General features: G+C 63.1%; 14 protein-coding genes. 7 read left to right on the forward strand and 7 right to left on the reverse strand.

Features of this window, described 5'->3' with window-relative positions; translation table 11 throughout:
- Positions 1-29: 29 nt before the first annotated feature.
- On the forward strand, positions 30-779 hold the full coding sequence (locus tag C3F42_RS26235) for a DUF599 domain-containing protein (protein WP_094012049.1): 750 nt from the start codon (positions 30-32) through the stop codon (positions 777-779).
- A gap of 67 nt (positions 780-846) precedes the next feature.
- On the opposite strand, the gene C3F42_RS26240 is transcribed toward C3F42_RS26235, so the two are convergent.
- Positions 847-1,122 carry a hypothetical protein gene (locus C3F42_RS26240; protein ID WP_023629625.1) on the reverse strand — a complete coding sequence of 92 codons (276 nt, stop codon included), beginning with the start codon at positions 1,120-1,122 and terminating at the stop codon, positions 847-849.
- Between the two features lie 136 nt (positions 1,123-1,258).
- Here C3F42_RS26240 and C3F42_RS26245 point away from each other — a divergent pair, with 136 nt between their 5' ends.
- The 4 genes from C3F42_RS26245 (at position 1,259) to C3F42_RS26260 (ending at position 5,017) form a co-directional block, all read left to right on the forward strand.
- The gene (locus C3F42_RS26245; RefSeq protein WP_023629624.1) at positions 1,259-1,735 is read left to right on the forward strand and encodes a PaaI family thioesterase; all 477 of its coding nucleotides are present in this window, start codon (positions 1,259-1,261) and stop codon (positions 1,733-1,735) included.
- Positions 1,732-2,190, forward strand: a complete 459-nt coding sequence (locus tag C3F42_RS26250; RefSeq protein WP_023629623.1) for a PaaI family thioesterase — start codon at positions 1,732-1,734, stop codon at positions 2,188-2,190. Before C3F42_RS26245 ends, C3F42_RS26250 begins: the two co-directional genes overlap by 4 nt.
- A gap of 92 nt (positions 2,191-2,282) precedes the next feature.
- Positions 2,283-4,190: a molecular chaperone HtpG gene (gene htpG, locus C3F42_RS26255; protein ID WP_094012050.1), complete on the forward strand. Its 1,908-nt coding sequence runs from the start codon at positions 2,283-2,285 to the stop codon at positions 4,188-4,190.
- A 101-nt stretch (positions 4,191-4,291) separates the two neighbouring features.
- On the forward strand, positions 4,292-5,017 hold the full coding sequence (locus C3F42_RS26260; protein WP_023629622.1) for a dienelactone hydrolase family protein: 726 nt from the start codon (positions 4,292-4,294) through the stop codon (positions 5,015-5,017).
- 28 nt (positions 5,018-5,045) lie between these two features.
- On the opposite strand, the gene C3F42_RS26265 is transcribed toward C3F42_RS26260, so the two are convergent.
- Entirely contained in the window at positions 5,046-5,909 is an 864-nt protein-coding gene (locus C3F42_RS26265; RefSeq protein ID WP_094012051.1) for a pirin family protein, read from the reverse strand.
- Between the two features lie 109 nt (positions 5,910-6,018).
- Here C3F42_RS26265 and C3F42_RS26270 point away from each other — a divergent pair, with 109 nt between their 5' ends.
- Both C3F42_RS26270 and C3F42_RS26275 read left to right on the forward strand, forming a co-directional pair.
- The gene (locus C3F42_RS26270) at positions 6,019-7,026 is read left to right on the forward strand and encodes an amidohydrolase family protein (RefSeq protein WP_094012052.1); all 1,008 of its coding nucleotides are present in this window, start codon (positions 6,019-6,021) and stop codon (positions 7,024-7,026) included.
- 114 nt (positions 7,027-7,140) lie between these two features.
- Positions 7,141-8,766 (forward strand): methyl-accepting chemotaxis protein, encoded by a 1,626-nt coding sequence (locus C3F42_RS26275; RefSeq protein ID WP_038706501.1) that lies wholly within the window; start codon positions 7,141-7,143, stop codon positions 8,764-8,766.
- A 204-nt stretch (positions 8,767-8,970) separates the two neighbouring features.
- Here the strand turns inward: C3F42_RS26275 and fabB are convergent, their stop codons facing one another.
- The 5 genes from fabB to C3F42_RS26300 all read right to left on the reverse strand — a co-directional run bounded on the left by fabB (position 8,971) and on the right by C3F42_RS26300 (position 15,884).
- On the reverse strand, positions 8,971-10,188 hold the full coding sequence (fabB, locus tag C3F42_RS26280; RefSeq protein WP_038706500.1) for a beta-ketoacyl-ACP synthase I: 1,218 nt from the start codon (positions 10,186-10,188) through the stop codon (positions 8,971-8,973).
- An 11-nt stretch (positions 10,189-10,199) separates the two neighbouring features.
- Positions 10,200-10,715: a 3-hydroxyacyl-[acyl-carrier-protein] dehydratase FabA gene (gene fabA, locus C3F42_RS26285; RefSeq protein ID WP_023631260.1), complete on the reverse strand. Its 516-nt coding sequence runs from the start codon at positions 10,713-10,715 to the stop codon at positions 10,200-10,202.
- A gap of 206 nt (positions 10,716-10,921) precedes the next feature.
- Positions 10,922-12,850, reverse strand: a complete 1,929-nt coding sequence (locus C3F42_RS26290) for a response regulator (protein ID WP_023631259.1) — start codon at positions 12,848-12,850, stop codon at positions 10,922-10,924.
- Entirely contained in the window at positions 12,847-13,737 is an 891-nt protein-coding gene (locus C3F42_RS26295; RefSeq protein WP_023631258.1) for an ABC transporter substrate-binding protein, read from the reverse strand. The genes C3F42_RS26290 and C3F42_RS26295 overlap by 4 nt, the downstream gene beginning before the upstream one ends.
- Entirely contained in the window at positions 13,737-15,884 is a 2,148-nt protein-coding gene (locus C3F42_RS26300) for a TonB-dependent siderophore receptor (protein WP_201755073.1), read from the reverse strand. Before C3F42_RS26300 ends, C3F42_RS26295 begins: the two co-directional genes overlap by 1 nt.
- Between the last annotated feature and the right edge of the window lie 77 nt (positions 15,885-15,961).

Here is a 15,961-nt window from a genome sequence, read left to right on the forward strand (position 1 = left end):
CGGTCTGTTTCTCTTTAAGGGATTCCTGCATGACCTTCATCCAAAACAACCTTGGCAACCTCCTGGCCGTCTGCTGGTTCGCCATCTGCTGGGGCGGCTACACCCGCTATGCCACCTGGAAGGGGCGCGACACCGCGTGCCTGGCCAGCGTGTTGCACCTTTACCGCGAGGATTGGATGCGCCGCATGCTGCTGCGCGACAACCGCATCGCCGATGCCAGCGTGATAGGCAACCTGGAGCGCAATGCATCGTTCTTCGCCTCCAGCACCCTGATCATTCTTGCCGGCATCCTCACCGTGCTCGGTGCGTCCGACCGCGCGTTGTCGCTGCTGGCCGACCTGCCGCTGGTACAGCAGGCGTCCCAAGGCATGTCAGAAATCAAGCTGCTGTGCCTGGCGACGGTGTTCGTCTATGCGTTCTTCACGTTCAGCTGGTGTATGCGTCAATACAACTTCGCCGCAGTATTGGTGGGCTCGGCGCCGATGATAGGCGAACGTCAGGTCAACGAACTGGAACGCAAGGCTTTCGCCTCCCGGGCGGCGCGGGTGCTGTCGCTGGCCGCCAACCAGTTCAACCTGGGGTTGCGCTCGTATTACTTCGGCATGGCCATGTTGAGCTGGTTCATCAGCCCCTGGCTGTTCATGGCCATGAGCGTGGGCGTGGTGTTCATTCTGTATCGCCGTGAGTTTCATTCCCATGTACTGGAAGTGATGGTGTTCACGCCCACCGAAAGTGCACCGGTAGAGGCGAGCAGGGACACTTCCGACAGTGCAAGCTGAAGCCTTTCAGCGTTAAATGACAGATATAAAAAAACCCGACAGTGTCGGGTTTCTTTATGTCGCTCGATTACTGCTTGGCTGGCTCGGCAGGTGCAGTGGTCGGCGCTGGCGTGGAAGGCGCAGCTTCCTCGGCGGCCTTCTGCTGCGCTTCGGCCTGATCTTTGGCGGCTTCGGCGTTTTCCTTGGCGGCGTCGTTCATCTTATCCTGAGCTTCGCCCATCTTCTCTTGGGCTTGCTCGGCATGTTGCTGTGCGTCCTGGGCTTTGTCTTCGCTCGCTTTATCGCAAGCAGCCAGGCCCATGGCAGCGGCCAGCATCAGAGCAAAAGCAAAAGGTTTACGCATGGGGTGTTTCTCCTGGGTGGAATAACTTTGTATGTTCCTTCGAGTACCCTGCCGGCGAATAAGTTCAACGCAGGTTACAGATATATAACTGCCTGGCCTATATAGACTTTTTACCCATTTTATGCGGCGGCGGACAATGAACGAGACTCCATTGATGGCGATGGCCGAGCGCTTTCTGTCGGCATTGAAACATTGCCAGGTACTACAGATGCGGGTGCAGCATGCCGACGCCGATGGCATGACCCTGGTGCTGCCCTGGTCGCCGGCCATTGTCGGCAATCCGCAGAATGGCGCGGTGCATGGTGGTGTGCTGACCACGCTGATGGACACCACGTGCGGCATGGCTACGCTCTGCGCGCTGCCCAGCTTCGAGGTATGTCCGACCTTGGACCTACGCATCGACTACATGCACCCGGCCGAGGCGGGCAAGGACATCCATGGCCATGCCCAGTGCTACCGTGTGACCCGCGATGTCATCTTCACCCGGGGGACAGCCTACCAGGATGACCCTGCGCAACCGATCTGCCAGGTAGTCGGCACCTTCATGCGCCTGGGGCAGGACGTCAAAGGCGGCATCCGCTTCGGTAACAGCCTCAAGGAGCGCCGCACGTGATCCCCAGCGATATCCGCCAGCAACTGAACCAGGCCCACGCCCGGGGTGATTACCAGCCCTTGCTGGCGTTGATCCCCTATGCCGGATTGATCGGTATCGAATGCGAGCGCCAGGGCGAAGACCTGCTGTTCCGTCTGCCGGCCAATCCGGACAATATCGGCAACCCGTTGCTGCCGGCCATCCATGGCGGCGTGATCGCCGGGTTCATGGAGCTGTCCGCGGCGCTCTACCTGCTGATCTACAGCGAAAGCGCGAGCATTCCGAAGATCATCGATTTTTCCATCGACTACCTGCGTGCTGGCCTTTACCGCGATACCTACGCCCAGTGCCAGCTGTGGCGCCAGGGGCGACGGGTGACCAACGTCGCCATTACCGCCTGGCAGGGCGATCGCGACACCCCGATCGCCACGGCACGCGCGCATTTCAAGATTGAACCGGAAAAGCCCTTGAAATAGTCAGGGCTGCCCCCATCTGCTGGACATCCGCCATCAAAACGGCCCGCTGGCCGCCAGGCGTCACCAACCAACAGATTGGAGTTTTGAAGACCATGAGTGTGGAGACTCAAAAAGAAACCCTGGGCTTTCAGACCGAGGTAAAGCAACTGCTGCACCTCATGATCCATTCCCTGTATTCGAACAAGGAGATCTTCCTGCGCGAGCTGATCTCCAACGCCTCCGACGCCGCTGACAAGCTGCGCTTCGAGGCCCTGGCCAAGCCTGAGCTGCTCGAAGGCGACGCCGACCTGAAGATCCGCCTCAGCTTCGACAAGGCTGCCAACACCGTTACCCTCGAGGACAACGGCATCGGCATGAGCCGCGAAGACGTGATCGCGCACCTGGGTACCATTGCCAAGTCCGGTACCGCCGACTTCATGAAGAACCTCACCGGTGACCAGAAAAAGGACTCGCACCTGATCGGTCAGTTCGGTGTGGGCTTCTACTCCGCGTTCATTGTCGCCGACAAGGTCGACGTGTTCAGCCGTCGCGCCGGCCTGCCGGCCGCCGAGGGCGTGCACTGGTCATCCAAAGGCGAGGGCGAGTTTGAAGTCGCCACCATCGACAAGCCGCAGCGCGGTACCCGCATCGTCCTGCACCTGAAGAAGGGCGAGGATGAATTCGCCGATGGCTGGCGTCTGCGCAACGTGGTCAAGAAGTACTCCGACCACATCGCCCTGCCGATCGAGCTGCCCAAGGAGCAGGCCGAGGCCGCCGAAGGCGAGGAAAAGCCGGAGCAGGAATGGGAAACCGTCAACCGCGCCAGCGCCCTGTGGACCCGTTCGCGCACCGAGGTGAAGGACGAGGAGTACCAGGAGTTCTACAAGCACATCGGCCATGACTTCGAGAACCCGCTGGCCTGGAGCCACAACAAGGTCGAAGGCAAGCTCGAGTACAACTCGCTGCTGTACGTGCCGGCCCGCGCGCCGTTCGACCTGTATCAGCGCGAAGCGCCACGCGGCCTGAAACTGTACGTGCAGCGCGTGTTCATCATGGACCAGGCAGAGTCGTTCCTGCCGCTGTACCTGCGCTTCATCAAGGGCGTGGTCGACTCCAACGACCTGTCGCTGAACGTTTCCCGCGAGATCCTGCAGAAAGACCCGATCATCGACTCGATGAAGACCGCGCTGACCAAGCGTGTGCTGGACATGCTGGAGAAACTGGCGAAGAACGAACCCGAGCAGTACAAGGGCTTCTGGAAAAACTTCGGTCAGGTGCTCAAGGAAGGCCCGGCCGAGGACTTCGCCAACAAGGAGAAGATCGCCAGCCTGCTGCGCTTCGCCTCCACCCATGACGACAGCGGCGAGCAGAGCGTCGCCCTGGCCGACTACCTGGCCCGCGCCAAGGAAGGCCAGGACAAGATCTACTTCCTTACCGGCGAATCCTACGCCCAGGTCAAGAACAGCCCGCACCTGGAAGTCTTCCGCAAGAAAGGCATCGAAGTGCTGCTGCTCACCGACCGCATCGACGAGTGGCTGATGAGCTACCTCAACGAGTTCGACGGCAAGGCCTTCGTCGACGTCGCCCGCGGCGACCTGGACCTGGGAAGTCTGGACTCCGAAGAGGACAAGAAGGCCCAGGAAGAAGTCGCCAAGGACAAGGAAGGCCTGGTCGAGCGTCTCAAGGGCGCGCTGGGTGACAGCGTTGCCGAGGTGCGTGTCTCGCACCGCCTGACCGACTCGCCGGCGATCCTGGCCATCGGTGAACAGGACCTGGGCTTGCAGATGCGCCAGATCCTCGAGGCCAGCGGGCAGAAGGTGCCGGAGTCCAAGCCGATCTTCGAGTTCAACCCGAGCCACCCGCTGATCGAGAAGCTCGATGGCGAGCAGAGTGAAGACCGCTTCGCCGAGCTTTCGCACATCCTGTTCGACCAGGCGGCCCTGGCGGCCGGTGACAGCTTGAAGGATCCGGCGGCCTACGTACGCCGTCTCAACAAGCTGCTGGTCGAGCTGTCGGCTTGACCTGAGGCAAGAAAAGCCCGCTTCGGCGGGCTTTTTCATGTCTGCCGTTGCCACGAATACATCTATCCTGTCCTGACCCGTGAACGCCCAAGGAGAGCTGAATGAGCAAGGTCATCGTCGAGTCGTTGGTTTATCACCTGTCAGGCAAGGCTTACGAAAGCCGCCTGGTCTACGCCCCGGGCGCGCTGCCGCAGCCGGGCCTGGTGATGGCGCCGAACTGGATGGGTATCGGCGAGGGCGCCGAACGTATCGCCAAGGAAGTGGCCGAGCAAGGCTATGTGGTGCTGATTGCCGACTTGTATGGCCAGTCGGTGCGGCCGTCCAATGCTGACGAAGCCGGTACGGCGATGATGCCGCTGAAGAACGACCGCGCCGAACTTCGCAAGCGCATGCAGGAAGCGTTGGCGCAATTGCTCGGGCAGTCCAAGGCGCTGCTCGAGCCAGGCAAGGTCGCGACGTTCGGTTTCTGCTTTGGCGGCTGCTGTGCCCTGGAGCTTGCCCGCACCGGCGCCGATCTGAGGGCAGCGGTGTCGTTCCACGGCACGCTGGATACCCCGAACCCCGAGGATGCCAAGCGCATCAAGGGTTCGGTGCTGGTGCTGCATGGTGCCTCCGACCCATTGGTGCCAAGGGAACAGTTGCCAGCCTTCGAAGAAGAGATGAATGCTGCCAAGGTTGACTGGCAGTTGCTCAGCTATGGCGGGGCGGTGCACTCGTTCACCGATCCGAACGCCAATGTGCCGGGCAAGATGCAGTACGACCGGCGCACCTCGGAGCGGGCATTCCGCTCGATGCATAACTTGCTCAAGGAAGTGTTCGCAAGCTGAAGGCTCAGGGGCCGCCAAGCGGCCCCAATCAGCGCGGCAGTTCGATCCGCCCGCTTTCTCCCGGCACCACCGGCCAATCCCCAGCCGCCCAGCGCGCCCGTGCCGCTTCTATCAATCCCGGGTCACTGGCGACGAAGTTCCAGTTCATCCGCCGCGGTCCGTCTAGCGGCGCGCCGCCGATCAGCACCAGCTGGCACTCATCTTCGGCATACAAGCTCACGACTTCGCCCTCGGGTAGCACCACCAGGCTGCATGGCTCGACGTCCTCGTTATCCAGCAGCAACTCACCTTCGAGCAGATACAGCGCGCGCTGCACGTGTTCCGTCGGCACGATCAGGGTGGTGGCCGCCTGCATGTGCACATGGGCGTAGAGCGTGGGGGAGAGCACCGGTACCGGTGAGGCCAGGCAGAAGCCTGTGCCGGCGATCATGCGGATCCGCACGCCGAGGCTGTCACTGGCCGGCAGGCTGTCGGCCGGATGATGACTGTAGCTTGCCGGGCCCTGCTCGTCGGACTTCGGCGAGGCCAGCCAGACCTGCAGCCCATGCAGCCGCGAGCCGCGCTCGAACACCTCGGCCGGCGTGCGCTCGACATGCGCCACGCCCGCTCCGGCGGTCATCCAGCTGACGTCTCCTGGGCGCACGCGCTGGTCCGAGCCGAGGCTGTCCTTGTGCTGGATTTCACCCTCGAACAGGTAGGTGAGGGTGGAAAGGCCAATATGAGGGTGCTGGCGAATGTCCATGCCATGACCCGGCGCGTAGTCGGTTTCCAGCATATGGTCGAAGAACACGAAAGGGCCTACGCTGCGGCACTGCGCCGAGGGCAGCGGGCGCAGGATCGGCTGGCCCTCGACCGATTCGGCGCGTGGGCGGATGACCAGGGGGCTGCTCATGGCGACACTCCTTGAGGGATGCCTGCAAGCATAGCGTTTTGCCGTCCGTGGCTGAACCGTCGCGAGCGCTGCCCGGTCTACTCTTGCGGTACCGGCAAAGGAGCCTGAGATGATTGCCCGCACATTGGCCTGCCTGCTGTTGAGTGCAAGTCTGTTCGACACTGCGCAAGCCCGCGACTACCGCTACAGCGACGCCCATCTGCACTACGTGGATTTCTTCCAGGAAACCGAAGGCATGCCGGCCTTGCTCAAGGCCATGGACGAGGCCGGGGTGGAGCAGTCGATGATCTCCGGCATCCCGGTGGCGAAGAAATGGCACGAGGACGAACCCAAGCGTCCGCGCTACTACGCCGGCGACGATGCCGATGCCTACTGGTACAGCGCCACCGACCTGTACGTCGCCGCCGCTCTGGAAAAGCTGCCTGCTGAGCAGCGCAGGCGTTTCCACCCGTTTCTCACCGGCTTCAACCCGGTGGACAAGAACGCCGTCAGCCATATCGAGCGCATGCTCGAGCTTTATCCGGGGTTGTGGCAGGGCATCGGCGAGGTATTTACCCGCCATGACGACCTCACCGCCCTGACCAGCGGCGACACGCCTCGCGCCAACAACGAGGCCATGACCCGCATCTATCACCTGGCTGCCGAGCGCGACCTGCCGGTGTTGCTGCACTCGAACATCACCTCCAAGCGCGAGCGCAACCCACTCTACTTGGCGGAAATCGAAGAGCCGTTGCGTAACCACCCGCATACCCGCTTCATCTGGGCCCATGCCGGCAGCAGCATGGAGATTCACCGGCACCAGGAGCGCATGGACTTTCTCCTGCCGGTGCTCAACCGATTGCTCGAGGACTATCCCAACCTGTACGTGGACCTGTCCTGGAGCGTGCTTGAGCCCTATCTGCTGGATGAGCAGGGCGTGCCACGCCAGGACTGGGTCGAGTTGGTCGTGCGCTTTCCCGAGCGCTTTATGCTCGGGTCCGATGTGGTGGGGCGCTTTGGCAGCATCGGCGAGCAGATGCACGCTTTCGATCCATTCCTCGATGCCTTGCCCGAAGCGGTGGCAGAGCGGGTGAGCAGGAAAAATTTTATTGAGCTGCTGCCAAAACGCACGAAATAGCGAGTTTCATGAGCAGATGTCGTTTTGATATCGCCTTTTCGTCTTACGCAATTTCCATGTGGCCCGATACCTTTTTTAAGCAACGGACTATCACGCTTGGGAGGGATCCTGGAAATGAGCTTGAGACGCTTGAATATAGCGCCGCGCGCTGGGCTTGGCTTTGGCATCATGGCGCTGCTGGTGGTGGCGCTGGGTGGCTTCGCATTGCAACAGATGACCAATATGCGCCAGCAGTCCGAGCAGGTGGACAACAACTGGCTGCCGAGCGTGATCTCGGTGGGCAGCATGACCCAGGACATGTTACGCATCCGCGCCTTGACCTTGCGGTTGTTGGTCAATACCGACCCGGTTGCCCAGCAGCAGAACCGTGCTCGCATAGACGAGGTCAAGGGCGGCCTGAGCAAGGCGCAGAGTCACTACGATGCCTTGATCGTGCTTCCTGAAGAGCGGACGTTGTTCGATCGCTACCAGGTTCTCGAGCGCCAATACATGACCTTGCAAGGGCAAGTCGTACAACTGGCCACCGATGGGCATGTCCAGGCGGCGGCGACGCTGGTCAACGGCGAGATGAACCAGTTGGCCGATCAGATGACTGCGACCCTCAACGAGTTGATCGAGCTGAACAACCATCAGGCCAACTCAGCCACCGACATGGCCGAGGCTGTGTACAACGGTGCGAAAGTTTGGGTCGGCGTGTTGCTGGTGATTGCCCTGAGCCTGACTGTGGTGCTCGCCCTGGCTTTGACCCGCAGCATCGTGCGGCCGCTAGGTCAGTCGCTGAGGGTTGCCGAGACGGTCGCCACCGGCGACCTCACACCGCAGATCACCGTGCAGGGCGACGATGAGCCAGCACGCTTGCTGGCAGCCCTCAAGAGCATGCAGCAGAGCCTGCGCGAGACCATTGGGAGAATCTCAGACTCGGCCAACCAGTTGGCCTCGGCTTCCGAAGAACTGAGCGCGGTCACTGAGGACGCGACCCGTGGCCTGCAGCAACAAAGCATGGAAATCGAGCAAGCCGCCACTGCGGTTAACCAGATGACTGTGGCAGTGGAGGAGGTGGCGAGCAACGCGGTGGCTACCTCCGAGGCTTCGCGTGAGTCAGACCAGATCGCTCGCCGCGGGCGCGAGCAGGTGCAGGCCACGGTCACTGCCATCGAGGCATTGGCCAGTGGCGTGGCGGGCAACGCCGAGGAGGTGGGGCAGTTGGCCCAGCAGGTGCACGACATCAGCAAGGTGCTGGATGTCATCGGCTCGATCGCCGAGCAGACCAACCTGCTGGCGCTCAACGCTGCCATCGAGGCAGCGCGCGCCGGCGAAGCCGGGCGAGGATTCGCCGTGGTCGCCGACGAGGTGCGGGCGTTGGCTCACCGTACGCAGACCTCGACGCAGGAGATCGAGCAGATGATCGTGGCCATCCGTAGCGGTGCCGAGCGGGCGGTGCAGGGCATGCAGCATAGCGATGCCCAGGCCCGTTCGACCCTGGACGGGGCCCATGCCGCGGGCCAGGCGCTGGAGGCGATCGCTGCGGCCATCGGCCAGATCAACGAGCGCAACCTGGTGATCGCCAGTGCCTCGGAGCAGCAGGCCCAGGTGGCGCGGGAGGTGGACCGTAACCTGACCACCATCCGCGACCTGGCGCATCAGTCGTCGGCGGGGGCCGAGCAGACGTCTGCAGCGAGCCAGGCCCTGTCGCGGCTGGCGGTGGACCTCAATACCCTGGTGCAGCGCTTCTCGGTGTAAGGGCCCTCGCGGGGCAAGCCAGCTCCCACGCCATCGGCTCAAGGTCATGTGGATGTGGGCTGCCCCCAGAAACTGGACATCAATCCAACCCTGGCGGGCAGTCCATGGCGTGGGAGTGGGCTTGCCCCGCGATGAGGGCCGGCAGGGCACAAACAAAAACGCCCGGACCAAGGTCCGGGCGTTCTCGTTCAGCGTGTCAGCCTATCACTTGCCTTCCCAGCGCTTGAGCACCAGGGTGGCGTTGGTGCCGCCGAAGCCGAAGCTGTTGCTCATCACGGTGGTGAGCTTGGCGTCTTCGGTCTTGCGCACGATCGGCAGGTCCGCGACTTCCGGATCCAGCTCGTCGATGTTGGCGGAGCCGGCGATGAAGTTGTTTTCCATCATCAGCAGGCAGTAGATCGCCTCGTGCACGCCTGCGGCGCCCAGCGAGTGACCCGACAGGCTCTTGGTCGAGCTGATCTTCGGTGCCTTGTCGCCGAACACTTCACGTACGCCCTTCATCTCGGCGACGTCGCCGACCGGGGTGGAGGTGCCGTGGGTGTTCAGATAGTCGATCGGGGTATCGACGGTGGACAGCGCCTGCTGCATGCAGCGGATAGCGCCTTCGCCGCTTGGAGCGACCATGTCGTAGCCATCGGAGGTCGCGCCGTAGCCGACGATCTCTGCGTAGATCTTGGCGCCACGGGCCAGGGCGTGCTCAAGTTCTTCGACCACGACCATGCCGCCGCCGCCGGCGATGACGAAGCCGTCACGATCGGCGTCGTAGGCGCGCGAGGCCAGTTCGGGGGTTTCGTTGCGCTTGGTCGACAGGGCGCCCATGGCATCGAACAGGAACGACTGGCTCCAGTGCTCTTCTTCACCGCCGCCGGCGAACACGATGTCCTGCTTGCCCCACTGGATCTGCTCCATGGCGGTGCCGATGCAGTGTGCAGAGGTCGCGCAGGCCGACGAGATCGAGTAGTTGATGCCCTTGATCTTGAACGGGGTGGCCAGGCACGCCGACACGGTGCTGCCCATGGTGCGGGTGACGCGGTACGGACCAACGCGCTTGACGCCTTTCTCGCGCAGGGTGTCCAGGGCTTCCATCTGGTTCAGGGTGGAAGCGCCGCCGGAGCCGGCCACCAGGCCGGTGCGCGGGTTGGAGATCTGCTCTTCGCTCAGGCCAGAGTCCTTGATCGCGTCCTGCATCGCCAGGTAGGCGTAGGCTGCGGCATGGCCGACGAAACGGTAGACCTTGCGGTCGATCAGCTCTTCGAGGTTCAGGTCGATGGAACCGGAAACCTGGCTACGCAGCCCCATTTCCTTGTATTCCGGGTTGTAACGGATACCCGGACGGCTGTTGCGCAGGTTTTCGGTGACGGTCTCTTTGTCATTGCCCAGGCACGATACGATGCCCAGACCAGTGATAACGACGCGGCGCATGCGAATAACCCTTAGAAATTGTCAGTGGAGGTGAACACGCCGACCCGCAGGCCTTCGGCGGTGTAGATCTCGCGGCCGTCGACGCTGACCGAGCCATCGGCGATGGCCATGTTCAGTTTGCCCTTGAGGACGCGCTTGATGTGGATGTTGTAGGTGACTTTCTTGGCGGTGGGTAGTACCTGGCCGAAGAATTTCACTTCGCCCGAACCCAGCGCACGACCGCGGCCCGGCAGGCCCTGCCAGCCGAGGAAGAAGCCGACCAATTGCCACATGGCGTCGAGGCCCAGGCAGCCTGGCATTACCGGGTCGCCTTCGAAGTGGCAGGCGAAGAACCAAAGGTCTGGATTGATATCCAGCTCGGCGACCAATTCACCTTTGCCGAACTTGCCGCCTTCCTCGCTGATATGGGTGATGCGATCGACCATCAGCATGTTCGGGGCGGGCAGTTGCGCATTACCGGGGCCGAACAGCTCACCGCGACTGCAGCGCAGCAGGTCTTCCCGAGTAAAGGCGTTTTGTTTGGTCATGCGAGCTCCTCAATAACCCCCTGTGGCAGGGGACGAATCTTCCCGGCCGGCCCGAAGCGCTTTGCATCCGAGGCGGCAGCCTACAGGTAGACTATTGCGTTGTGGTGAAAGTCACAGCGCACCTGGCAAAAGAAGTACAGGTGTGCACTGAAATGTTATTTTCCGGCCCAGCGACGGTCCTGTCCAGTCCTTAAGACTGCCGCAATTTAGCATTTATCGCCAGTCGCAACTGCCTGACCGGGCAACCAACGCCGCAGGATGCGCTGCAGGTCGGTACGTTTGAATGGCTTGCTCAGGTAATCGTTCATTCCGGCGGCCAGGCAACGTTCACGGTCGCCCTGCAGCGCGCTGGCGGTCAGGGCGATGATCGGCAGCCCTTCTGCCTGGGGCAGCAGGCGGATGCGACGGGTAGCCTCGTATCCGTCCACCTGGGGCAGGCGGCAATCCATCAGCACCGCGGCGAAACGCTGCTGGCCGACCAGGTCGATCGCCTGGGCACCGTCCATGGCCAGGCTGACCTCAAAACCCAGGCTGCGCAGCATCGCTTCGATGACGCTCTGATTGACCGGATTGTCCTCAACCAGCAGGATCCGCCCGCCGTCGTCAGCCGCAGCGCTGTCCACTAGCGTGCTGCCGGGCAGGACGGAAGTGGCGCTGGCCAGTACCAGCGGCATTTCCAGGGTGAAGGTCGAGCCCAGGCCTTCGCGGCTTTCGCCGCGCAGCTGGCCGCCCATCCGTTCGGCCAGGGTGCGGGCGATCGACAGCCCCAAGCCGGTACCGCCGTAGCGTCGGGAGATGGTGTTGTCGGCCTGCTGGAAGGCCACGAACATCATTTCCAGGCGGTTGCTGTCGATGCCGATGCCGGTATCGCGCACGGTGCAGGTCAGCCAGATCAGTTGGCGGTCGAGCACCTGCCAGCGCGCGTCGATGGCCACCTCGCCTCGCTCGGTGAATTTCAGCGCATTACCCACCAGGTTCAACAGGATCTGGCGGATCCGCGTCGGGTCGCCCACCACCTGAAGCTGGTTCATGGCGCAGGGCAGTTGCAGGCGCAGGTCGAGGTCGCGCTGCTGGGCGGTGTGCTGGAACGACTGCACGCTGCTGGTGATCAGGTCGCCCAGGTTGAACTCGATGTGCTCCAGTTCCAGCGCCGCGCGCTCGATCCGCGAGAAGTCGAGGATGTCGTTGATTACCTTGAGCAAGTGCCCTGTGGATTCGCTGGCCACGGCGGTGTATTCGGCCTGCTCGCCAGTCATCTCGGTGGTTTCGAGCAACTGCAGCATGCCCAGCACGCCGTTCATGGGTGTACGCAGCTCGTGGCTCATCATTGCCAGGAAGTCGGACTTGGCGCGGTTGGCTTGCTCGGCCTCTTCGCGCGCCTGGATCAGCTGGCCCATGGCCTGCTGTTGTTCATGGGCGGCCTGATCGAGGGCGCTGGCGAGGTTGTTGATGTGCCGTGCCAGGTGGCCCAGTTCGCTGTCGTCGACCACTGGCAGGGGGGCGTTGAAGTCGCCCTGTTGGATGGCGCGAACCGCGTGGCCCATCTCGCTGATCGGCCGGGACAGGCTGGTGGCCAGGCGACGGGCTAGCAGGAAGGTGAACAGCAGGGCGAACAGTGCGAGGATCGCGGCCTTGATCACGATTTCCTGCTGGCGCTGGCTGAAGGCGTCGTCGGACATCCCGACGATCACTCGCCCGAGGTAGTCGTCGCCAATGTTTGGTGGCGCCGCCTTGCCCTGCAGGAAGTCGTTGTCCAGGCGGATTTGCTGCAGGCGGATCGGCGCCTGAAACACCTCGACTCGTTGGGCGCGGTTGAGGCTTTCATCGGGCTGCTCGACATACACCAGAATATGGTTGCGGCTGTCCTGGACCTCGAGAAAGCGCACGTGGGGAATGCTCAAGGTCGCGCGCATGAGGCTCTCGAGCACTTCGTTGTTGCCCGAGATCACCCCGTATTCGGACGCCGGCGCCAGCTGGTTGGCAATCAGTTGCCCGGTGTGGTTGAGCTCCTGGCGCAAATCCTGGATGCGCACGAAGGTGAAGAAACTGATCAGCAGCAAGGTCAGCAGCAGGGCGGGACCCAGGCTGATGATCTGGGTGCGCGTATGGATATCCCAGCTCAGGCGCTTGCTCATGGCGTGGAGGCTCCTGCGGCGAGGGCCAGTGCGGCGGCGTCCGGATCGATCGCTTCCAGACCCAGCGCCCGGGCCACCTGTTGGTTCCCGCTGACACCAAAGTGCGCGGGGTACAGGCTGCGGGGCCAGCGGGCCGACGGTTGCTCGAGCAATTGCTCGAGTACCGCCAGCCAATCGTCCTGGTCGCTGTAGGTGCTGGCCAGGGCGCCGGCGCGGACGAAACCGACGTTGGGGCCGATCAGCGCCATCTGCCTGCCATAGCTGCTGAGCAGGACATTCTTGGCTGATTTCGAGTTGTACAGGTCCGGGTCGTCCAGCCCGAGCAGCACGTCACTGTTATTGAGTACGTGTTGCAATGGCCGACTGTCGCGCAGGTCGGGCCAATCCTGGGCGACGATTTCCAGCCCCAAGGGGTGGGCGGCCTGGCGCAGTTCGTCGAGCAGGAAGCGGCTGTGTTCGCCATACAGCACGCCAATGCGCCGGGCCTGCGGCAGCAGATAGCGGGCCAGGCGCAATTGGCGGGCCAGCGGCGGGTCACTCCACAGCAGGGTGAGATAGGCGGGACGCGAAGTGCCCAGGCGTTGTTCGGCCTGGACCCGGCTGACCCGCAGCGCCAGGGCTGAAGGGCCTGCGGCCTCCGCAAGGCGCCATTCCAGAGCTGGGGTGTCGAGCAGTACCAGTCGCGTGTCAGCCTTGAGTTTACCTGGGCCAGGTAGCTGTTCGACGGTCTGGAACCGCACCTGGTCGTGGGGCCTGCGCTTTTCCAGGGCTGCGACGAAGCTGCGGATGCCGGGCTGGTCTTCGCCGCCGACCAGCAGGATTTCGCTGGCCGACAGTGATCCCAGGGGCCACAGGCACAGCAGCAGCAGGCGCAGCAGGCGCACCATCAGAACTCCAGCTCCGCGCTGACGCTCAGGCGGTGGCGGCTGTCATAGCGGTTCTGCTCGAGGGTGACCGGTTCGTCATCCAGGCGCTGCTGCCACAGTGCGGCCAGTTCCAGGTTGCTGCCGTGGATCTTGAAGCGCTTGGCCACGCGCAGGTCGACCCGCTCGTAGCGGTACTGGTTGAGGGCATCGTCGCCGTAATAGAAGAGGGCGCTGGACCAGCCCTCGCCCCAGTCGCGCAGCCAGCCGGCCGAGCCGCTGTTGCGGGCACTCAGGCGGCGATCGGCCGGGTTGCTGGCCCAGGCGTCGACATAGGCATAGGTCAGGCGCAGGCGGTCGCGCTGGGTGGCGCGCCAGTCGAACTGCGCCTCGCTGCCGCTGAAACGGGCCTTGTTGGCGTTGCTGGCGATGAACTGGTTGTTCTTTAACGGCTCGCTGATCATGCCGGTGATTTCGTCGTAGAACAGTTTCACGTCGACGTTCAGGTCGATGTCGCTGAAGGCGCCGTTGTAGCCGAGTTCTCGCGAACGCATGCGCTCCTGGTCGAGGTTGCCGGGGCCGCGGGTCTTGACGAAATATTCGCCGTTCTGCAGCCCGTACAGGTTGGGCGAGAGGTTCTTGACCGTGTAGCTCCAGTTGACGTTGTTCTCGAACATGTCCGGCGAGCGAATGGCCTCGGAATACACCGCGCGCAAGCCATGGCGAGGAGTGATCAGGTAGTTCACCGCCACACGCGGGGTCAGCGAGTTGCCCGACAGCTGCGAATGTTCGTACATGGCGCCGCCCTGGAGGATCCAGTGCTCGTCGGCGCGCCATTCGAGCTGGCCGAACAGGCGCCAGGTCTGGTCGTCGATGCTGCCGTTGAAGTAGGTCTGCGAGTCGGCGCGGTCGTAGCGGTAGTTCATGCCGCTGACCAGGCGCAGGCTGTCGGTGAGGCTCAGGGTGTCCTGGATTTCCAGGTCATAGCGGGTTTCGCGGGTGCTCTGGTCGACGTCGCCGCAGATCGTGTTGCGCCCGCCGCTGGCCCACTGGCTCTGCACCTGGCCCATCAGCGAGCCGAGCACCGGATTGGTGGTGCTGGGCAGGTTGCCGGTGTACAGATTGCGCGCGACCTTCTCGGCGAAGTTCGGGTCGAGCTGCCACAGGCGTGTCAGCTCGGGGCTGAAGGCAATTGCCGCATCGCAGGCGCGCCACACCTGCTGACGGTCGAAGTGCTGCGCCGAACCCTGCACATAGAGGCTGTGCTCGGGGTTGAGGTCGAGGTTCCAGCGCACCGAGCCTGCATAGTCCTTGGCGTTGACGTCGGCGTTGTCGCCGGCGCGGTAGTTGCCGAACACCGGCTGGTAGGTGTAGGGGCGCTGGTTGCTGCCTTCCTTGGCCGCCAGTTGCCATTCCAGGGTCTGGTCGGGCGCCAGGGTATGCACGGCATTGATGTTGATGCGGTTGGCACGGCGGCTGTCGCGGTAGTCGTGGCCGAACTGGTCCTGGTCGAAGCCGTCGTCCTGCTGGCCGGAGAGCGACAGGCGCAGGTCGCCGCTGTCCCAGCCGAAGCCCTGGCTTGCGTAGTAGTCGTTGATGCCGTCCTGGCCGCGAGTCAGCTTGACCCGCGTGCCATGGCTGTCGGCGGGGTTGCGGGTGAGGATGTTGACCACCGCCATCAGCGCGTTAGCGCCGTAGCTGACGGTGTTCGGGCCGCGGAACACCTCGATGCGCTCGATATCCTCGATGGCCACCGGGATGTCGCTCCAGTCCACCGTGGCCAGCCCTGCGCGGTACACCGAGCGGCCATCGATCAGCACCTGCATGCGCCGGGCGTCGCTGACGTTGCTGCCGTGGTAGTTGACCGTCGGCTGGTTTCCGGCGCCGTAGCCGATCATCATGCCCGGCACCAGGCGCAGCAGCTCGGGGATGTCGCGGGCACCGCTGGCACGGATCAGCTCGTTATCGAGCACGGTCATGCTGCCTGGAACCGCCGCCGGGGATTGTTTCAGGCGCGTGGCGGTCAGAACCTGCGGCAGGTCCTGGTTGTCGATGAACAGGTCCTCGGCCATGGCCGGGCCGCCCAGCAGGGCAGTCAGCAACAGCAGGCGTGGATAGGGTGGCGTGCCAGGGAACACGAAACGGCCTTGTTTCAGAAATTTATCAGGCATGTTAACCGACCATGCGGCTTTTGCCAGTGCGACACCATGACAGGCCCGCCCTGCAATGGGCAGGTACTGCCACTGGC

The organism is Pseudomonas sp. PONIH3 (genome assembly GCF_002934345.1).
Taxonomy (GTDB): domain Bacteria; phylum Pseudomonadota; class Gammaproteobacteria; order Pseudomonadales; family Pseudomonadaceae; genus Aquipseudomonas; species Aquipseudomonas soli.